Source organism: Rhizobium esperanzae (genome assembly GCF_014197615.1).
GTDB lineage: Bacteria > Pseudomonadota > Alphaproteobacteria > Rhizobiales > Rhizobiaceae > Rhizobium > Rhizobium esperanzae_A.
The window spans coordinates 33,299-48,699 of the sequence record NZ_JACIFY010000009.1; the positions used below are offsets into that span (position 1 = coordinate 33,299).

Sequence of the window (15,401 nt, forward strand, 5' to 3'; positions counted from 1 at the left end):
CTCCGTGACATAGAGGTCCGATGAGCGTGCACAGAGATTCGCAACTCGATATGTTTGCCAAGGCATCGCCTGCGATCGCCAAGGCGCGCGCCCCATCGCGCGGCCGGCCGTTACACCCGGGCGCCCATGGCGAAGAAGACATGGCGCGCACGCTCGAGGAAAGCGGCAATTATCGCATCTTGAGAAAACTGATCGCCCGGCCGATTGCCGCGGTCAGGCGGCCGGAGTTTTCGCGGCTCGGCGTCATTCTCGACACGGAGACGACAGGTCTCAGCCACCGCAGCGACGAGATCATCGAAATCGGCGCCGTCGCCTTCACCTTCGACGATGATGGCAGGATCGGCGATGTCGTCGGCATCTATGGCGGCCTGCAGCAGCCGTCGCGGCCGATCCCGCCCGAGATTACCCGGCTGACCGGCATCACCGACGCGATGGTCGAAGGGCAGGTCATCGACCTCAAGTCGCTGAGCGCCCTGATCGAACCGGCGGATCTGATCATCGCCCACAATGCCGGTTTCGACCGGCCGTTCTGCGAGGCCTTCTCGCGGATTTTCGCCGGCAAGGCCTGGGCCTGTTCGGTGTCGGAAATCGACTGGAGCGCCCGCGGCTTCGAAGGCACCAAGCTCGGTTATCTCGTCGGCCAGGCCGGTTATTTCCATGAGGGCCATCGCGCGGTGGACGATTGCCACGCGCTGCTGGAAATCCTCGATCGGCAGCAGCGCCAGGGTGAAAGCCCGTTCGGCGAGCTCTACCGCGCCAGCCAGCGCTCGCGCATCCGCATCTTTGCCGAACACAGCCCCTTCGAGATGAAGGACCACCTGAAGGCGAGGGGCTATCGCTGGTCTGATGGAAGCGACGGCCGCCTGAAATCCTGGTGGATCGAAGTCGGCGAAGACGATCTCGGCGACGAGCTTTCCTATCTGCGCTCGGAAATTTACCGTTGGAAAGAAGCGGAGCCACCGACCGTGCGGCTGACGGCCTTCGATCGCTTTAAACTCTGACCGCGAAAAATCCTCTAATATGATCACCCATGCAAATGCCGCATAGGTGCAGTGCCGCATTGGCGCTGCAACAATCGCAGGGCTCGTATTATATACAGCTCATCGAAGCGAACGAAGCGCTAAGGACTGGCAGCTAAGCTTCGAAAGCCCACGGAAAGGGGATCATCATGAACGTAGCACGCTCTTTCAACAATTGGCGCAAGTACCGTCAGACGGTCGCTGAACTGGGCCGTATGTCCGCACGCGAACTGGACGACCTCGGCATCGGCCGCGGCGACATCCGCAACGTCGCGCGCGCCGCCATCGCCCGCTAACGGCCTCGCAGACCACATTTTTTGAGACTTGCCCAGCGCCTGCTTCCTCCCGAGCGGGCGCTTTGCTTTTGCGCTTTCCGGCTGGAGAACGAGCCGTCCGCTTTTCGCATAGCGCATAGCTGCCCTGCAAAGAAATGCCTACCAACTGAGCAGGAAATAAGTATGATTATTTCTATCGAAGCGATGCACCTCCTCCCGCATCCCTTCGATATGCAGGCGCCCCATCCTCCTCCCAGGGTCGTCTGCGGGAACGGCAGCACTCCTCCTCCCAGCTGTCGTTCGGTTTTTTTCGAAAGCCTGCCGCACCTCCTCCCGCGGCAGGCTTTTTCGTTTTGGCCGATTGAAATTTCCATCGGGCCGAGAACGGCCTTGCGATCCGTCGCGCGGGAGAGGATTTTTTGCCTGTTTATTATTGATTTTATTACCGATTTTTCGATGTTGCCTCCTGGCACGAGCGCGCCGGCAGAAACATATTGACTTCGAACTTGTCGTACAACTATGTAACCATATGGTTCATTGCCTGGTGCAGCGGACGGCCGGACCGGGCCGGCTTGCCGACGGCAACAACGCTTGACGACAACGAAAACTGAGGAAATTCGACATGCAGATCGACGTGAGACATGCCTCCCATCCTGAGGCTGTGCGCAATTTCGACACCGAAACGCTGCGGCGTCACTTTCTGGTCGAGACCATCTTCGAAGGCGGCGAGATCCGGCTCACCTATTCCCATTACGACCGCATGGTCATCGGCGGCGCCACACCGCTCGGCGCCGGCCTGGCGCTGACGGCGCCGACGGCGATCGGCCAGGAAACCTTCCTGGCCGAACGTGAACTCGGCGCGCTGAACATCGGCGGCGCCGGCCGCATCATCGTCGACGGCACCAGCTACGATCTTGCCAAATATGATTGCCTCTATGCCGGCAAGGGCGCCAAGGACATCCGCTTCGAGAGCGCCGATGCGGCCAATCCGGCAAAATTCTATCTGGTCTCGACGCCGGCGCATCAGACGCACCCGACCGTGCTGCTCACCCGCGAAAAGGCCCGCCACCTGACACCGGGCGAAGCCGCGACGGCCAACAAGCGGTCGATCTACCAGTTCATCCATCCAGAAGTCTGCCAGTCCTGCCAGCTGACCCTCGGCTTCACCATGATCGAGCCAGGCAGCGTCTGGAACACCATGCCGGCCCATACGCATGACCGCCGCATGGAAGCCTATCTCTATTTCGATCTGGAAGCCGACCAGCGTATTTTCCACTTCATGGGCGAGCCGCAGCAGACCCGGCATATGCTCGTCGCCAACGAACAGGCAGTCATTTCGCCGCCCTGGTCGATCCATTCGGGCGCCGGCACCAAGAATTACAGCTTCATCTGGGCGATGGCCGGCGACAATAAGAGCTTCACCGATATGGATCACATCGCCATTGCGGATCTGAGGTGAGCGCCGTGGCAAATCCCTTCGACCTTTCCGGCCGGACTGCCGTCGTCACCGGCGCCAACACCGGCATCGGCCAGGCGATCGCCGCCGCACTGGCCGAGGCGGGTGCCGCGATCGTCGCCGTCGGGCGCTCCTCGATGGACGAAACCGAGGCGCTGGTCAGAACTGCGGGAAGCCGCTTCCACGTCGTCAAGGCCGATCTCGGCACGATCGAGCCGGTCAAGGGGATCGTCGAGGAGACGATCAAGACCTTCGGCGGCCTCGACATCCTCGTCAACAATGCCGGCATCATCCGCCGCGCCGATGCGCTTGATTTCACCGAGGAAGACTGGGACGCGGTGATCGACGTCAATCTGAAAACGGCCTTCTTCCTGTCGCAGGCGGCCGGCCGCCATATGGTCGAGAAGGGCAGGGGCAAGATCATCAATATCGCCTCGCTGCTCTCCTTCCAGGGCGGCATCCGCATCCCGTCCTATACCGCCTCGAAAAGCGGTCTGGCCGGATTGACCAAGCTGCTTGCCTGCGAATGGGCCGGCAAGGGCGTCAACGTCAACGCCATCGCGCCCGGTTATTTCGTCACCAACAACACCACGGCGCTGCGCGAGGATGCCGACCGCAACGCCGCCATTCTTTCGCGCATTCCGGCCGGACGCTGGGGAACGCCTGCCGAACTCGGCGGCGCTGCCGTGTTCCTGGCATCGTCGGCCTCCGATTATGTGCATGGAACGGTGCTGCCGGTCGATGGCGGCTGGCTGGCGCGGTGATCCGGTCCCGAACGACGATTGAATAAATCAGCGTCGCGCCTCTGAAGAGATGCGCGGCGTTGTCGTATAGAGCTGCCATGACCGACGTCGTTTTGCCTTTCCTGCCGGCATGCGTTAGCAAAAGGAAATGAGGCCGGCACAGCCGCATCGACAGGCAGGATTCGACACGGGATGACGAACAGGGACAAGGCCGCCTTCAATACCACTCCCCAGCCGCCGAACCTGCGCAGCGGCCTTGCCGATACGCTGATGGCGCAGATCGAATCCGGCGACCTCAAGCCCGGTCAGCGCCTGCCGACCGAACAGGCGATCATGCGGGCGACCGGCGTCAGCCGGACGATCGTTCGCGAAGCGCTCGCCACGCTGCGCGCCAAGGGGCTGATCACGACGCGGCAAGGACTTGGGGCTTTCGTCTCGAACGACCCGACGGCGAGATCCTTCTCGATCATTCCGAACGACCTGCAATCGATCGACGACGTGCTGCGCGTGCTGGAACTGCGCATCGGGGTCGAATATGAAGCCGCCGGCCTTGCCGCGCTGCGGCGGAGGCAGGAAGACCTCGACCGGATGCAGGACCGGCTCGATGCGCTCGACAAGGCGCTCGAAGAGGGCGGATACGGCGCACAGGAGGACTACGCCTTCCACCGGTCCATACTGGTTGCGACCCAGAATTCCTATTACAGCCGCCTGTTCGATACGTTCGGCGACATCATGGTGCCGCGGCAATGGGCGCGCCTGGACAAGATGACAGTGGCCGAGCGTAAGCGCCATGCGGCACGCATGCGCCGAGAACACCACGCCATATTCACGGCGATCCGCGACGGAGACGAGGCCGCCGCGCGCCGCGCCATCCGCAGCCACCTGTCGAAGAGCGCCGCCCGCTTCGAGGAGCTGCGCGACGCCAGCACGTCTTCGTGACGGTCAGGCCTTCGGCTTCAACCGCCGCCAGGCGGCGTGATCCGTCTGCAGATCGATGGAAGCGTGCACCTCCGGCAGCAGCGGCATGCGTCTGCGCCGGCCGAAGCGCCGTTTGAAGCCCAGGATATTTTCGACGAAGCTCCGGGTGTAGAGCCCGGGCCCGCTCGAATAGATGCGCCATCCGCCGTCGACGGCGATCTTGCCCGCCATGACGCGCTGCCATTCGGCCGCGGCCTGATAGCGGTCATGGAAAGCCGCATCGCTGCTGCTGAAATAGGTGTTGCGCTGGCGCAGCGAGGCATGCGGCAGCGCAAGGGTGACGGCAATCGGATTGACGACTGATATCGCTTTCCAGAGTTCCTCCGCCTCGGCATCGAGCGCCAGCGTTTCGCAGTAGCGCAGATGCGCATGCACATACATCAGCCCGATCTCACGGCCGAAGAAGGAGGAGGATTCGGCGCGGCGAAACAGCGTCTCGGGTCCGCCGGCATAGGTCGCGGGCTTTTCCATCAGCCGCACGCCGTCGGGAAAGAGCAGGTGCTTCCTGATCAGTTTCATATGATCCTGCCTCTGCGCCGGCGTGAACAGCCGGCTGAGCATTGCCTGCGTCATCGAGATCAGCGAGAAAGAGAGGCCGGTGCGCCGGTCGCTTGGATGCAGCAGCAATTCGACGCCGTCATGGGCGGGATCGAAGATGCCGTAGCCGGCCACGACGCCGTCACGGATGAGATGGCGGTTGAAATCCCGGCGCATCGCCGTTGCGATCTTCCTGAGCGATTTGGCCTTTTCGCCATGGCCGAGGCGGCGCTGGATTGCGGAATAACGGACGATCTGCTCATAGAGCAGGGCAACGGTCCAGCTGCTGACCATCCAGTCGCGCAGATGCGGATCGGCCGGCTGCAGCGAGTCGTTCCAGTCTCCCTCGCCATAGCGGATCAGATGCGTTCCCGGGATGAAGCGTTCGCGGACGGTATCGAGCAGCTTGTCCACATGGACGGCGATGGTGCTCGCCTTCTCGGACTTCTGCATGGTCGTCTCATCGCGCCACGAGACCTTCTCGTCGAGGACGGCGAGATCGCCGGTCGCTTCGATATAGTCGCAGAGCGCCTTCAGCGGCCAGACGACGATATCGCCATGGCTGTCGCCCGCCCGGATATTGGCATAGGGCTCCAGCATGAACCATTGCGGCCAGTCGCCGTCTTTCAGATATTGTTCGCTGAAGACGGTTTTCAGCACCTCTTTGGCCTCACGATCATGCTCATAGGCGAGCAGGAATTCGATCGGGCCCTGGCAGGCATCGCGTGTGCCCCAGGCAGCACCAGTATATTGCTCAAGGCCGTGCGGCACGCTCAAATGCACGATGGCGTCATGTGCCAGCCAGGGCAGCAGCGTCGTCTGCGCGGCAAGATCGGGCGAAGGGCCGGCGATCGTCAGGCCGCGTACGGCGTTGCGCCAGAATGTCGAGACCGGGGCCAGCATGGCTTCATCGGTGACGCCGGTTTCATAACGCTCTGCCAGCCGCTCGGCTTCTTCAGCATCGGTCATCGAACCGACGACGGCAAAGGAGAACGCCTGCGTCGGCCGGGAGCGCAGAGCGACGAAGGCGCCGTCGCGAGCAATGCCGTCGGTATAGAGCAGTTCGTCGCCGCCGATCGCTTCGATGGCATCGGGCGTCGAACTCACCAGCCAATAGGTTGCATCGGGATAACGCTCGCCCCAAAGCCAGGCAGGATCGGGCCGGAAATGGATGCGTTTGCCTGCCGTATCGAATTCGATCTGCCCGCCGGCATCATATTCGCGCTCGCCGAGCACGACATGGCCGAACACCAGGAAGCGGCACGGCTTGCCCTCGACGGACACGGTCCACTGCATCGCCGCATCCTCGCCGGAGGCGACCGCCGTAACGGTGATCGTGCGCTCCGCGCACTTGTAGATCCAGCGGCAGTCGCTGAGGCCCATTTCGAAAGCCGACGGCACCGCCAGCAGCTGCCAGCCGACGCCGACATCGGCCATGATGCGCAAGCCGCTGGCGCGCGTCAGGTTGTAGGGGTCGCGGGAGACGGAAAAGAGTTTGTGGAAGGAGGTGTTGCCGATCGTCAGCTGCGCGGCGAAAATGCCCTGCATCCAGCAGGTCGCGGCAAGTGTCCTGTCGTCGAGCAGCATGTTCTGGCCGCTCCTGACGATCGCGCCGTGACGGCGCGCCACCAAAAGTTCCTTTTCGCGCAGGACGACGTGGCGGTTCAAAGCGCCGTCCGGAACGAAAAACGAAAGCAGCTTTCCGTCGGCGCGCTCCTCCAGACTCCGCTTCGGATAGAGCTGGCCAATCGCCTTTTTGTCCAGCGATTCGACCTTCAGCAAGGCAGCATCCTGGAGCAGGCTGCGGACCGGCGCCGTCTCAGCGAAATCGTCGGCGGCGCCCTCCAGGCCGACAAGCCCATCGAGCCGTAACAGGTCGGCATCATCAGACGCCTCGGGATGATCGACGGCGAAGATGGCGAAGAAGGTCGCAGTCATGCCGCTTGCCGGACCGGAGAGCGATTGCGACTGGATAGCCGGACAGGCCGTCTCCTGCTGGCGCCGTTCACTCGGCAGGCTGGTGCCGAAAGGGCCGACCAGCAGATCGCCGAGACGGTCTTTCGCCTGCACCAGCTGGATCGCATCCGTGGCATAGGCCACCGCCCCGTCGAGGCAGCCCTGAACGAGCCAGGGATTGCGGCCGCCGCCCTGTTTGAGATTTTGCCGGTTCATCACCACAGGGCCGAATGTCCGGTGATTGGCGATGTGGTGATCGACATATTGCGAGGCATAGGCTTCGCTATTCATCAGAAAGCCGCGATCGCCCAGACCGACGTCCTGGATCAGCACCAGATCCATCGGTACCGTTTGATCCTTCAGATGCCGGACGGATACACGCCAGAACCAGGCCGTTTCGGAGGGATGAAGCGCCAGGCGGACATTGTAGCCGATATCGCCGGCTTCGCCGCTCCAGGAAAAGCTCGTCGCATCGTGCCCGAAGCCGCCATCGGCGCCCGGCCCGACAATTTCGACGACATCGGGCCTTTTGCCGCCGACGCGCAGATAAAGCCGGCCGATGCCGCCGAACAAAGGCGAGCCCTGGATCTGGTTGATCTGCACCGATCCCTTGTCGTCGGCATATTCGATGGCAAACAGCGTGCCGTTCGGCAGCGCCGATATCGACAGGCCGGAACCGTTGGCGATCGTCAAGAGACCAAGTTGTTCGCGTCGGGGCATCTGAAAACTGCGGGTAAGGTCCTGGGCCATTGCTATCTCGTGGATTGGCTTCAAAGAAGAATTGGAGGATGACGCAAATGATTGAGGGAAATCTTAGCGGCGATCTGAAGATCGGCAACCGGTCGCGACGGTTTTCACGCCGGCGCCGGACGCCTGGCGAAGGGCACCGAGAGCAGGGCGCAGCCGGTGAGGACGGCGACGACCATCCAGGCTTCGTTGATCGCCTGGACGCTGGCCGCGGTCTGGACCAGCGGATCGAGCAGCGCCGTGGCATCCGCATCGAAACTGCCGTTATGGCCCGATATGAGCTCGGCCGGGGCGCCGACAAATGCCGCAGCCGCGATATCGCCGGCCTGGAGGCGCGCCCAGAGGCCTTGGCCCAGCGGTTCCGAGCGGGTGTAGATGATGGTGTCGATCAGAGCGATGCCGATGGCGCCGCCGAGATTGCGCATCAGGTTGAAAAGACCGCTGGCATCGGGAATGCGATCGGGCGGAAGCGTGCCGAGCGCCAGCCGCGTCGGCGGCAGCAGGCAGAACATGATGGCGACGCCGCGCACGACCTGCGGCCAGAACATCGCATCGTAATCCGAACGGGGATCCTGAAAGGCGCTCATCGCGACGCCGACCGCAAACAGGGCGAAACCGGCGGCCGACAGCAGCCGTGCATCCATGCGCTTCTCCAGCGCCACCGCGATCGGCGCGGTGATCAGCTGCGCGATGCCGGTGACCAGCATGGTCATGCCGATTTCGAGCGCGTCGTGGCCTCTGACGAAAGCGAGAAAGACCGGCATCAGATAGACCGAACCGAACAGGCCGATGCCGAGCACGAAGCTTAAGGTCGAGCCGACGAGAAAGTTCCGATCGGCGAAATTGCCGAGATCGACGATCGGCCGGCGCCGGCGCAGCGATCGTCCTATGAAAGCGCCGCCCGACACAAGACAGACGGCCAGCAGGCCGAGGACATAGGCCGAGGTCCAGCCGCTGGTCGGCGCCTCTTTCAGGCTGAGTTCCAGGCTCGTCAGCGCCGCGGCCATGAGCACAAGCGACAGACCATCGAGATGCCTGAGTTCGGAGGGGTCGGCCGGCGGTCTTAGCCGCGGAAGAGCGACAGGATGTTCTGGGACGACGAATTGGCGATCGACAGCGACTGGACCGCCAGCTGCTGCTGCGTCTGCAAGGCGGAGAGTTTGCTCGATTCTTCCTCCATGTCGGCATCGACCAGCCGCCCGACGCCCGAGTCGATGGAGTCGGACAGCGCACCGACGAAGTCTTCCTGCAGATCGATGCGCGTCGAGATCGAGCCCAATTGCGCGCCGGCCGAGGTCATCGCCGAGAGTGCGGATTCGATCGTCGACAGCGCCGACTGGATCTGACCGGTGGTAAAGTTGGTAATGTCGAGCGAGTAGACCGAATCGCCGTTCGCATCAGCCGTTCCGAGGATACCGGTGGAGGTTTCGATCGAGCCGCCGCTCATGCCGAACAGCACGTTGCCGGCAGAGCTGGTATCCAGAACGTAATCCGTCATCTTGACGGAAACGGCGCCGGAGCCGTCGCGAACGAAGGACGATACGACATTTTTCGTGCCGTCGGCGCCGGCGACCCAGTTCTCGCCCGAGAACGATGCCGACTGGGCAATGCTCATCAGCTGCTCCTGCAGCTGGCTGATTTCTTCCTGGACCTTCGATTTGTCGACACCGTCTTCGGTCGCTGCCACCAGCTTGGACTTGATCTCGTCGACGACGTCGATCGCGCTGTCCATGGCCGTATAGGCGGTATCGACCTTTGCGGCGCCGAGGCCGAGCGCATCGGAGACAGCCGACAGCGCCTTGTTGTCGGAGCGCATCGTCGTGGCGATCGACCAGTAGGCGGCGTTGTCGGATGCGGTGTCGACCCGATAGCCGGTGGAAACGCTGTTCTGTGTCGTTTCGAGATTGGAATTGATGCTGCGCAGCGTCTGAAGGGCAGCCATCGCGGAATTGTTGGTATTGATGCTCGTCATCGGAGTTCGCCTGCTTCGGAGGTTGAATATGTTGAAACCCGGGGCAACATCCCGGCCGTGGCGAGCAGCCTCATGCCTATCGACCGCTTGTTTCCGATCAATTCGCCATCGTTGGGTTAATTATCGTACTTAAAGGTACCTTAATGGTTAACGCAGCGAGCCCGGCGCTTATTTTTTTGTTCACCATGAAATCGCGTGCATCGATGCCTGCCGAAATCGGCTTCGGATGCTCCCCGCAAAAATTTGAGATCGGCAATTGACGGGGCGGCGGGAAACTGACTATCAATATTAAATCAATTTGATTGACTCCAAAAAACATAATGAGGGGAGCATTGGAATGAGATCGAGCAAAAGCCTATTCCGCAGAATTTCCGGACGTGCCGGCTGGGCGGCGGCGACCGCGCTGACGGCGCTCGTTGCTTTCGGGGCAGGTGGTGCCGCCGCTGAATCGGTGCTGACGATGCACATCGAGGAGCAGACCAGCTGGGTTCAGAACTTCAATCCCTTCGATCTCGCCGGCCGCCGGCAGAGCACGATGGATTTCATCTACGAGCCGCTGGTCATCTTCAATGCCGAGGATGGCGGCAAGCCGGTCTTCCGCCTGGCGACCGACTATAAATTCTCGGAGGATATGAAATCGGTCACCTACACGCTGCGGCCCGATCTCAAATGGTCGGACGGGCAACCGCTGACCTCGGCCGACGTCAAATATACGATCGATCTGATGCTGAAGAATGCCGCGCTCGATACCGTCGGCGTCGGCGAGACCGTTGCCTCCGTCGAGACGCCGTCGGCGACCGAGGTGAAGATCGACCTCAAGGCGGTCAATTCCGATTTCCCGGAAACGCTTGCCGATCTCGCCGTCGTTCCCGAGCATATCTGGAAGGACGTTTCCGATCCTGTCGCCTTCAAGAACGAGAAGCCGGTCGGTTCCGGCCCGATGACCGAGCTGCGCCGTTTCACGCCGCAGGTCTACGAGCAGTGCCGCAACCCGAACTATTGGGACGCCGCCTCGCTGCATGTCGATTGCCTGAGGCTGCCGCAAATATCAGGCAACGACCAGATGCTGGCCATTCTGCCCGAAGGCAATATGGACTGGATCGGCTCCTTCATTCCGCAGATCGACAAGACCTTCGTGGCGCTCGATGCCGATCACAACGGCTATTGGCAGCCGCCGGCCGAAACCGTCGCCTTCCAGATGAATTTCAAGAGCGGCAATGACGGCAACCTCGAGGCCTATAAGGACCTGAACTTCCGCCATGCCTTCAGCCTTGCCATGGATCGCAAGTCCATGGTCGATATTGCCGGCTTCGGCTATCCCGTCGTCAACGAGCATGCGACCGGCCTGCCGCCGCGCTTCGAGACCTGGCGCAACAAACAGGCGGAAGGCGACAAGGACGCTTTCATGGGCTTCGATACCGAGAAGGCCAACAAGATCCTCGACGATGCCGGTTACAAGAAGGGCGCCGACGGCTTCCGCACGACCCCGAGCGGCAAGCCGATCGCCTTCCCGATCATCGTCCCGAACGGCTGGACGGACTGGATCGATGCGGTGCAGATCGCCGTCGAAGGCCTGCGTGCCGCCGGCATCAATGCCTCGGTCGCCACCCCGGAATATGAACAATGGCGCAAGCAGATCATCGACGGCAGCTTCGAGGTCGTCATGAACTCCCGCGCCGACGGGGCAACGCCGTTCCGCGGCTATTACCAGAGCCTGTCGACCGCCTATGGCGGGCGCATCACCGGCGCGCCCTCGCGTTATTCGAACCCGAAGCTGGACGCGCTTTTCGACCAATATCTGAAGGCGACCTCGGACGACGATCACAAGAAGATCTTCAACGACATCCAGCTGCTTGTCGCCGAGGATTTCCCCGTCGTGCCGGTCTTCAACGGACCGACCTGGTATCAATTCACAAGCAAGCGTTTTACCGGCTGGGTGACCGACAAGGATCCCGTGATGAACCCGGAAGATCATGACAATAACCGCATGCGCCTGATGCACTTGCTGCGCCTCAAGCCGGTCAGCTGAGTCTGACGAGGGAGCGGACATGCGCATTTCGAGCCGGCGCCTTGGCGTCTACGCGGTCGCCCTGGCCTTTGCCATCGTCGTGAACTTCATTCTTCCCCGGCTGATGCCGGGGAGCCCGGTCGATGCCATGGTCGCCCAGCTCGGCCCGCGGGCAACACCTGCCGCCATTGAGGCGATCAAGGCGCGTTTCGGCGCGGTCGACCAGCCGATGCTCTGGCAATTCGCCGATTACCTGAAGGGGCTTGTCACCCTCGATCTCGGCATCTCGGTCAAATATTACCCCCAGACCGTCGTCCAGGTTCTCGGCCGTTCGACGCTCTGGACCGTCTTCCTGGTGACGACAGCGATCATCTTCTCGCTCTGCGTCGGTGTGGTGTTGGGTGCGATCTCGGCCTGGCGCCGCGGCGGGCGTTTCGACACGATCGTCTCGCCGCTGTCGGTGATCATGATTTCGGTACCGCCCGTCATTGTGGCGCTGACGACGCTTTTCGTCTTCGCGGTTTCATTGCGCTGGTTTCCCGTGGGTTATGCCTATGATCCGAACCTCGATCCCGCCTTCAATTTCACCTTCGCAGGCAGCGTGCTCCTCCATGCGATCCTGCCGGTGCTGACGCTTTCGCCGTTCCTGATCGGCGAATTCCAGACGACGATGCGCTCGTCGATGATCTCGGTGCTCGGTGAGGACTATGTGACCATGGGCCGCGCCAAGGGGCTCAGCCACCTGACGGTGATGTTCGGCTACGGCGCGCGCAATGCCATGCTTCCCGTGCTGACCAATCTGGCGCTGATGCTCGGCGCCGTCTTCGGCGGCTCGATCGTCACCGAGATCGTCTTCAACTATCCCGGCCTCGGACTGACGCTTTATACCGCGAGCATCGCCCGCGATTACCCGGTCATCCAGGGCCAGCTGCTTTTGATGACGCTCGCAACCCTCGGCGCCAACTTCCTCGTCGACATGATTTACGGGCTCGTCGATCCGAGATTGCGGGAGGCTGCGTGATGAATTTTACCCTATGGCCCATCCTCAAGCAGAAGAAGGCGCTCGCCGGCCTGATCATCATCGCCGTCTTGTGGCTGATGGCGCTGTTTGCGCCGCTCGTCGCCCCCGGCGAGCCCGGAGCGCGTGTCGGACGTTCGCACCAGCCGCCGTCGATCGAGCATGTTCTCGGCACCACGAAAATGGGGCGGGACGTCTATCGCCAGTTCGTCTGGGGTGCGCGCAGCTCTCTCTCGGTCGGTTTTGCCACGGGCATTGCCATCACCCTTCTCGGCACCGCCATCGGCCTTATCGCCGGTTATGCCGGCGGCAGGACGGATGCATGGCTCGACCTGGCGACAAATGCCGTGCTCGTCATCCCGAACATGCCGCTCCTGATCCTGCTCGCCTCTTTCGCCGGCACTGTCGGGCCGATGACGATCATGACGATCATCGCGCTGACCTCCTGGCCGTGGGGCGCCCGCATGACGCGATCGCAGACGATGGCGCTGCGCAATCGCGATTTCGTCACGGCTTCGAAAATGATCGGTGAGCCGGCCTGGCGCATCATCTTCGTGGAAATCCTGCCGAACCTGACGACGCTGATCGGCATCAACCTCGTCGGCAGCATCATCTACGCCATCGTTGCCCAGACGACGCTCGAATATCTCGGCTTCGGCGATCCGCTGAAAGTCTCCTGGGGCACCATGCTCTACAACGCCCAGAATTCCTCGGCGATCATGGTCGGCGCCTGGTGGGATATCGGGGTGCCGGCGCTCGGCATCGCGCTGACCGGCCTCGGCCTTGCGCTGTTGAATTTCACCTTCGACGAGATCGCCAATCCGCAGCTGCGCTCCGGCCCGGCGCTGACCCGCTGGTTCCGCCTCAACCGCGCCCGCAACCGGGAACTGGAGCTTGGCCGATGAGCGACAATCTTCTGGAAATCGAAAAGCTCAACGTCGATTACCTCGTCGACAGGGGAGAGTTCCGCGCGGTGAAGGAGGTCTCCTTCACGATCGGCCGCGGCGAGATTTTCGGGCTCGCCGGCGAATCCGGCTGCGGCAAGAGCACGATCGCCTATGCCATCACCCGGCTTTCCAAGGCGCCCGCCTGGATCAGCGGCGGCAGCATCCGGCTCACCGGGCAGGATCTCTTGAAACTGCCGGAACGCGAGCTGCAGAAAATCCGCTGGAAGCGCATCGGCATGGTCTTCCAGAGCGCGATGAATTCGCTCAATCCGCTGATGCGGGTCGAAGCGCAGTTCCACGACGTTTTGCGCCGGCACACCGGCTGCTCGCATGAGGAATCCCGGGCTCGGGCCGAAGAGATGTTCCGTCTCGTTGGCATTCCCACCCATCGCATCGGCGATTACCCGCACCAGTTTTCCGGCGGCATGCGCCAGCGCATCGTCATCGCGATCTGCCTGGCGCTCAGACCCGAACTGATCATCATGGACGAGCCGACGACGGCGCTCGACGTGGTCGTGCAGCGGGAGATCCTCGAACAGGTCGTCGACCTGCAGCGAACCTACGGCTTCTCGGTGCTCTTCATCACCCATGACCTGCACCTGATGGCGCAGCTCTGCCGACGCATCGGCGTCATGCTGAAGGGCGAGCTCGTCGAAGTGGGTGATGTCGGCCAGGTCGCCCATGCGCCGAAGCACGACTATACGCGCAAGCTCTGGAACGCCATTCCGCAGCTTCCCGGCAATCCGCATCTATCGGAGCTCATGGCATGAAAGCGGAGGCAAATCCCGTTATCACAGAAGCCGTGATCCGGCTCGAGGACATCAAGCGCGATTTCGGTGCGGTCCGGGCGCTGAAGGGCGTGTCCTTCTCGCTCTTTCCCGGCCGGGCCTTGGCGCTTGTCGGCGAATCCGGCTGCGGCAAGACGACCTGCGCCCGCATCATCGCCCGTCTGGACAAGCCGACCGGCGGCAGGCTGTTTTTCCGCGGACAGGAGCTGACCGCCCGCGGCGAGACCGAGGATGAGCATCGCTATCGCCGGGAGGTGCAGATGGTCTTTCAGGATCCGTTCTCCTCGCTCAACCCGGCCTTCACCGTCAGCCATCACCTGGCTCGGCCGCTGCAATTGCATCGGCCGAGCGGCGCAAGGGCCGATCTCGCCGAGGAGATTGGCCGGCTGCTGGCAAGCGTCGGGCTGGAGCCTGACGTGACCAGGCAGAAATTCCCGCACGAACTTTCGGGCGGCCAGCGCCAGCGCGTCAACATCGCCCGCGCCCTTGCCGTGGCGCCGAGCGTGCTGGTCGCCGACGAGCCGACCTCGATGCTCGACGTCTCCATCCGCAAGGATATTCTCGATCTGCTCGCCAGGGTGAAGCGTGAAAACGACCTTGCCATGCTCTATATCACCCACGACATTGCAACGGCAGCACATGTGGCCGAGGAGATCGTCGTGATGTTTGCCGGCCAGATGGTCGAATGGGGCGACACCGAAAAGGTTCTCTCCGATCCCAGCCATCCCTATACGCGATTGCTGCTTTCCGCCGTTCCGGACGGCAGCAGGCCGTTCGTGACCGGCGGAAGCGCGCGTTTCCTCGAACAGGCGGAAAGAGTGCGCGCGCTGAGCCGGCCTGAATCAACCGTCATCGAACAGGTCGGCCCCAACCACTTCATCCGCGCACTCGGCGTTTCCAATGCCGGAATGCTCAAGAGCTGATGTTCAAAAGCCCAATTCTCAACAGGAAACAGTG

Annotated in this window: 13 protein-coding genes and 1 pseudogene; 11 read left to right on the forward strand and 3 right to left on the reverse strand. The window is 62.2% G+C overall.

Translation table 11 applies throughout. The features are described 5' to 3' along the window. Positions 1-20 precede the first annotated feature (20 nt). The 6 genes from GGD57_RS13600 to GGD57_RS13625 all read left to right on the forward strand — a co-directional run bounded on the left by GGD57_RS13600 (position 21) and on the right by GGD57_RS13625 (position 4,432). The gene (locus tag GGD57_RS13600) at positions 21-1,001 is read left to right on the forward strand and encodes a 3'-5' exonuclease (protein WP_184470488.1); all 981 of its coding nucleotides are present in this window, start codon (positions 21-23) and stop codon (positions 999-1,001) included. Positions 1,002-1,168: 167 nt separating this feature from the next. Next, positions 1,169-1,315: a DUF1127 domain-containing protein gene (locus GGD57_RS13605; protein ID WP_003594835.1), complete on the forward strand. Its 147-nt coding sequence runs from the start codon at positions 1,169-1,171 to the stop codon at positions 1,313-1,315. 162 nt (positions 1,316-1,477) lie between these two features. After that, positions 1,478-1,792, forward strand: a complete 315-nt coding sequence (locus GGD57_RS13610; protein ID WP_184470861.1) for a hypothetical protein — start codon at positions 1,478-1,480, stop codon at positions 1,790-1,792. A 124-nt stretch (positions 1,793-1,916) separates the two neighbouring features. Then, positions 1,917-2,753 carry a 5-dehydro-4-deoxy-D-glucuronate isomerase gene (kduI, locus tag GGD57_RS13615; RefSeq protein ID WP_184470490.1) on the forward strand — a complete coding sequence of 279 codons (837 nt, stop codon included), beginning with the start codon at positions 1,917-1,919 and terminating at the stop codon, positions 2,751-2,753. Next, the gene (gene kduD / locus GGD57_RS13620) at positions 2,750-3,514 is read left to right on the forward strand and encodes a 2-dehydro-3-deoxy-D-gluconate 5-dehydrogenase KduD (protein WP_348645977.1); all 765 of its coding nucleotides are present in this window, start codon (positions 2,750-2,752) and stop codon (positions 3,512-3,514) included. The genes kduI and kduD overlap by 4 nt, the downstream gene beginning before the upstream one ends. Before the next feature lie 171 nt (positions 3,515-3,685). After that, the gene (locus GGD57_RS13625) at positions 3,686-4,432 is read left to right on the forward strand and encodes a FadR/GntR family transcriptional regulator (RefSeq protein ID WP_184470494.1); all 747 of its coding nucleotides are present in this window, start codon (positions 3,686-3,688) and stop codon (positions 4,430-4,432) included. A 3-nt stretch (positions 4,433-4,435) separates the two neighbouring features. Here GGD57_RS13625 and GGD57_RS13630 read toward each other — a convergent pair whose 3' ends face one another. From GGD57_RS13630 to GGD57_RS13640, 3 genes and pseudogenes are all read right to left on the reverse strand, one after another. Beyond that, entirely contained in the window at positions 4,436-7,714 is a 3,279-nt protein-coding gene (locus GGD57_RS13630) for a GH36-type glycosyl hydrolase domain-containing protein (RefSeq protein WP_184470495.1), read from the reverse strand. 104 nt (positions 7,715-7,818) lie between these two features. After that, a pseudogene (locus GGD57_RS13635) lies at positions 7,819-8,775 on the reverse strand (MFS transporter); the annotation flags it as partial. Further along, entirely contained in the window at positions 8,775-9,683 is a 909-nt protein-coding gene (locus GGD57_RS13640; protein ID WP_184470497.1) for a flagellin, read from the reverse strand. The gene GGD57_RS13640 and the pseudogene GGD57_RS13635, both read right to left, overlap by 1 nt. Before the next feature lie 337 nt (positions 9,684-10,020). Between GGD57_RS13640 and GGD57_RS13645 the strand changes: the two genes are divergently transcribed. The 5 genes from GGD57_RS13645 to GGD57_RS13665 are packed head-to-tail and all read left to right on the forward strand — an operon-like array spanning position 10,021 to position 15,367. Next, positions 10,021-11,712 carry an ABC transporter substrate-binding protein gene (locus GGD57_RS13645; protein WP_184470499.1) on the forward strand — a complete coding sequence of 564 codons (1,692 nt, stop codon included), beginning with the start codon at positions 10,021-10,023 and terminating at the stop codon, positions 11,710-11,712. Between the two features lie 19 nt (positions 11,713-11,731). Further along, a complete protein-coding gene (locus GGD57_RS13650; RefSeq protein WP_184470501.1) occupies positions 11,732-12,712 on the forward strand; it encodes an ABC transporter permease in 981 nt (326 codons plus the stop codon). Beyond that, positions 12,712-13,614, forward strand: coding sequence for an ABC transporter permease (locus GGD57_RS13655; protein WP_184470503.1), 903 nt, complete (start codon positions 12,712-12,714; stop codon positions 13,612-13,614). Before GGD57_RS13650 ends, GGD57_RS13655 begins: the two co-directional genes overlap by 1 nt. Then, positions 13,611-14,426 carry an ABC transporter ATP-binding protein gene (locus tag GGD57_RS13660; RefSeq protein ID WP_184470505.1) on the forward strand — a complete coding sequence of 272 codons (816 nt, stop codon included), beginning with the start codon at positions 13,611-13,613 and terminating at the stop codon, positions 14,424-14,426. The genes GGD57_RS13655 and GGD57_RS13660 overlap by 4 nt, the downstream gene beginning before the upstream one ends. Beyond that, positions 14,423-15,367, forward strand: coding sequence for an ABC transporter ATP-binding protein (locus GGD57_RS13665; protein WP_184470507.1), 945 nt, complete (start codon positions 14,423-14,425; stop codon positions 15,365-15,367). Before GGD57_RS13660 ends, GGD57_RS13665 begins: the two co-directional genes overlap by 4 nt. Positions 15,368-15,401: the final 34 nt, after the last annotated feature.

Coding starts and splice junctions, on each gene's coding strand:
- GGD57_RS13600 (WP_184470488.1), top strand. CDS start 21: ATGAGCGTGCACAGAGATTCGCAACTCGATATGTTTGCCAAGGCATCG.
- GGD57_RS13605 (WP_003594835.1), top strand. CDS start 1,169: ATGAACGTAGCACGCTCTTTCAACAATTGGCGCAAGTACCGTCAGACG.
- GGD57_RS13610 (WP_184470861.1), top strand. CDS start 1,478: ATGATTATTTCTATCGAAGCGATGCACCTCCTCCCGCATCCCTTCGAT.
- kduI (WP_184470490.1), top strand. CDS start 1,917: ATGCAGATCGACGTGAGACATGCCTCCCATCCTGAGGCTGTGCGCAAT.
- GGD57_RS13625 (WP_184470494.1), top strand. CDS start 3,686: ATGACGAACAGGGACAAGGCCGCCTTCAATACCACTCCCCAGCCGCCG.
- GGD57_RS13630 (WP_184470495.1), bottom strand. CDS start 7,714: ATGGCCCAGGACCTTACCCGCAGTTTTCAGATGCCCCGACGCGAACAA.
- GGD57_RS13640 (WP_184470497.1), bottom strand. CDS start 9,683: ATGACGAGCATCAATACCAACAATTCCGCGATGGCTGCCCTTCAGACG.
- GGD57_RS13645 (WP_184470499.1), top strand. CDS start 10,021: ATGAGATCGAGCAAAAGCCTATTCCGCAGAATTTCCGGACGTGCCGGC.
- GGD57_RS13650 (WP_184470501.1), top strand. CDS start 11,732: ATGCGCATTTCGAGCCGGCGCCTTGGCGTCTACGCGGTCGCCCTGGCC.
- GGD57_RS13655 (WP_184470503.1), top strand. CDS start 12,712: ATGAATTTTACCCTATGGCCCATCCTCAAGCAGAAGAAGGCGCTCGCC.
- GGD57_RS13660 (WP_184470505.1), top strand. CDS start 13,611: ATGAGCGACAATCTTCTGGAAATCGAAAAGCTCAACGTCGATTACCTC.
- GGD57_RS13665 (WP_184470507.1), top strand. CDS start 14,423: ATGAAAGCGGAGGCAAATCCCGTTATCACAGAAGCCGTGATCCGGCTC.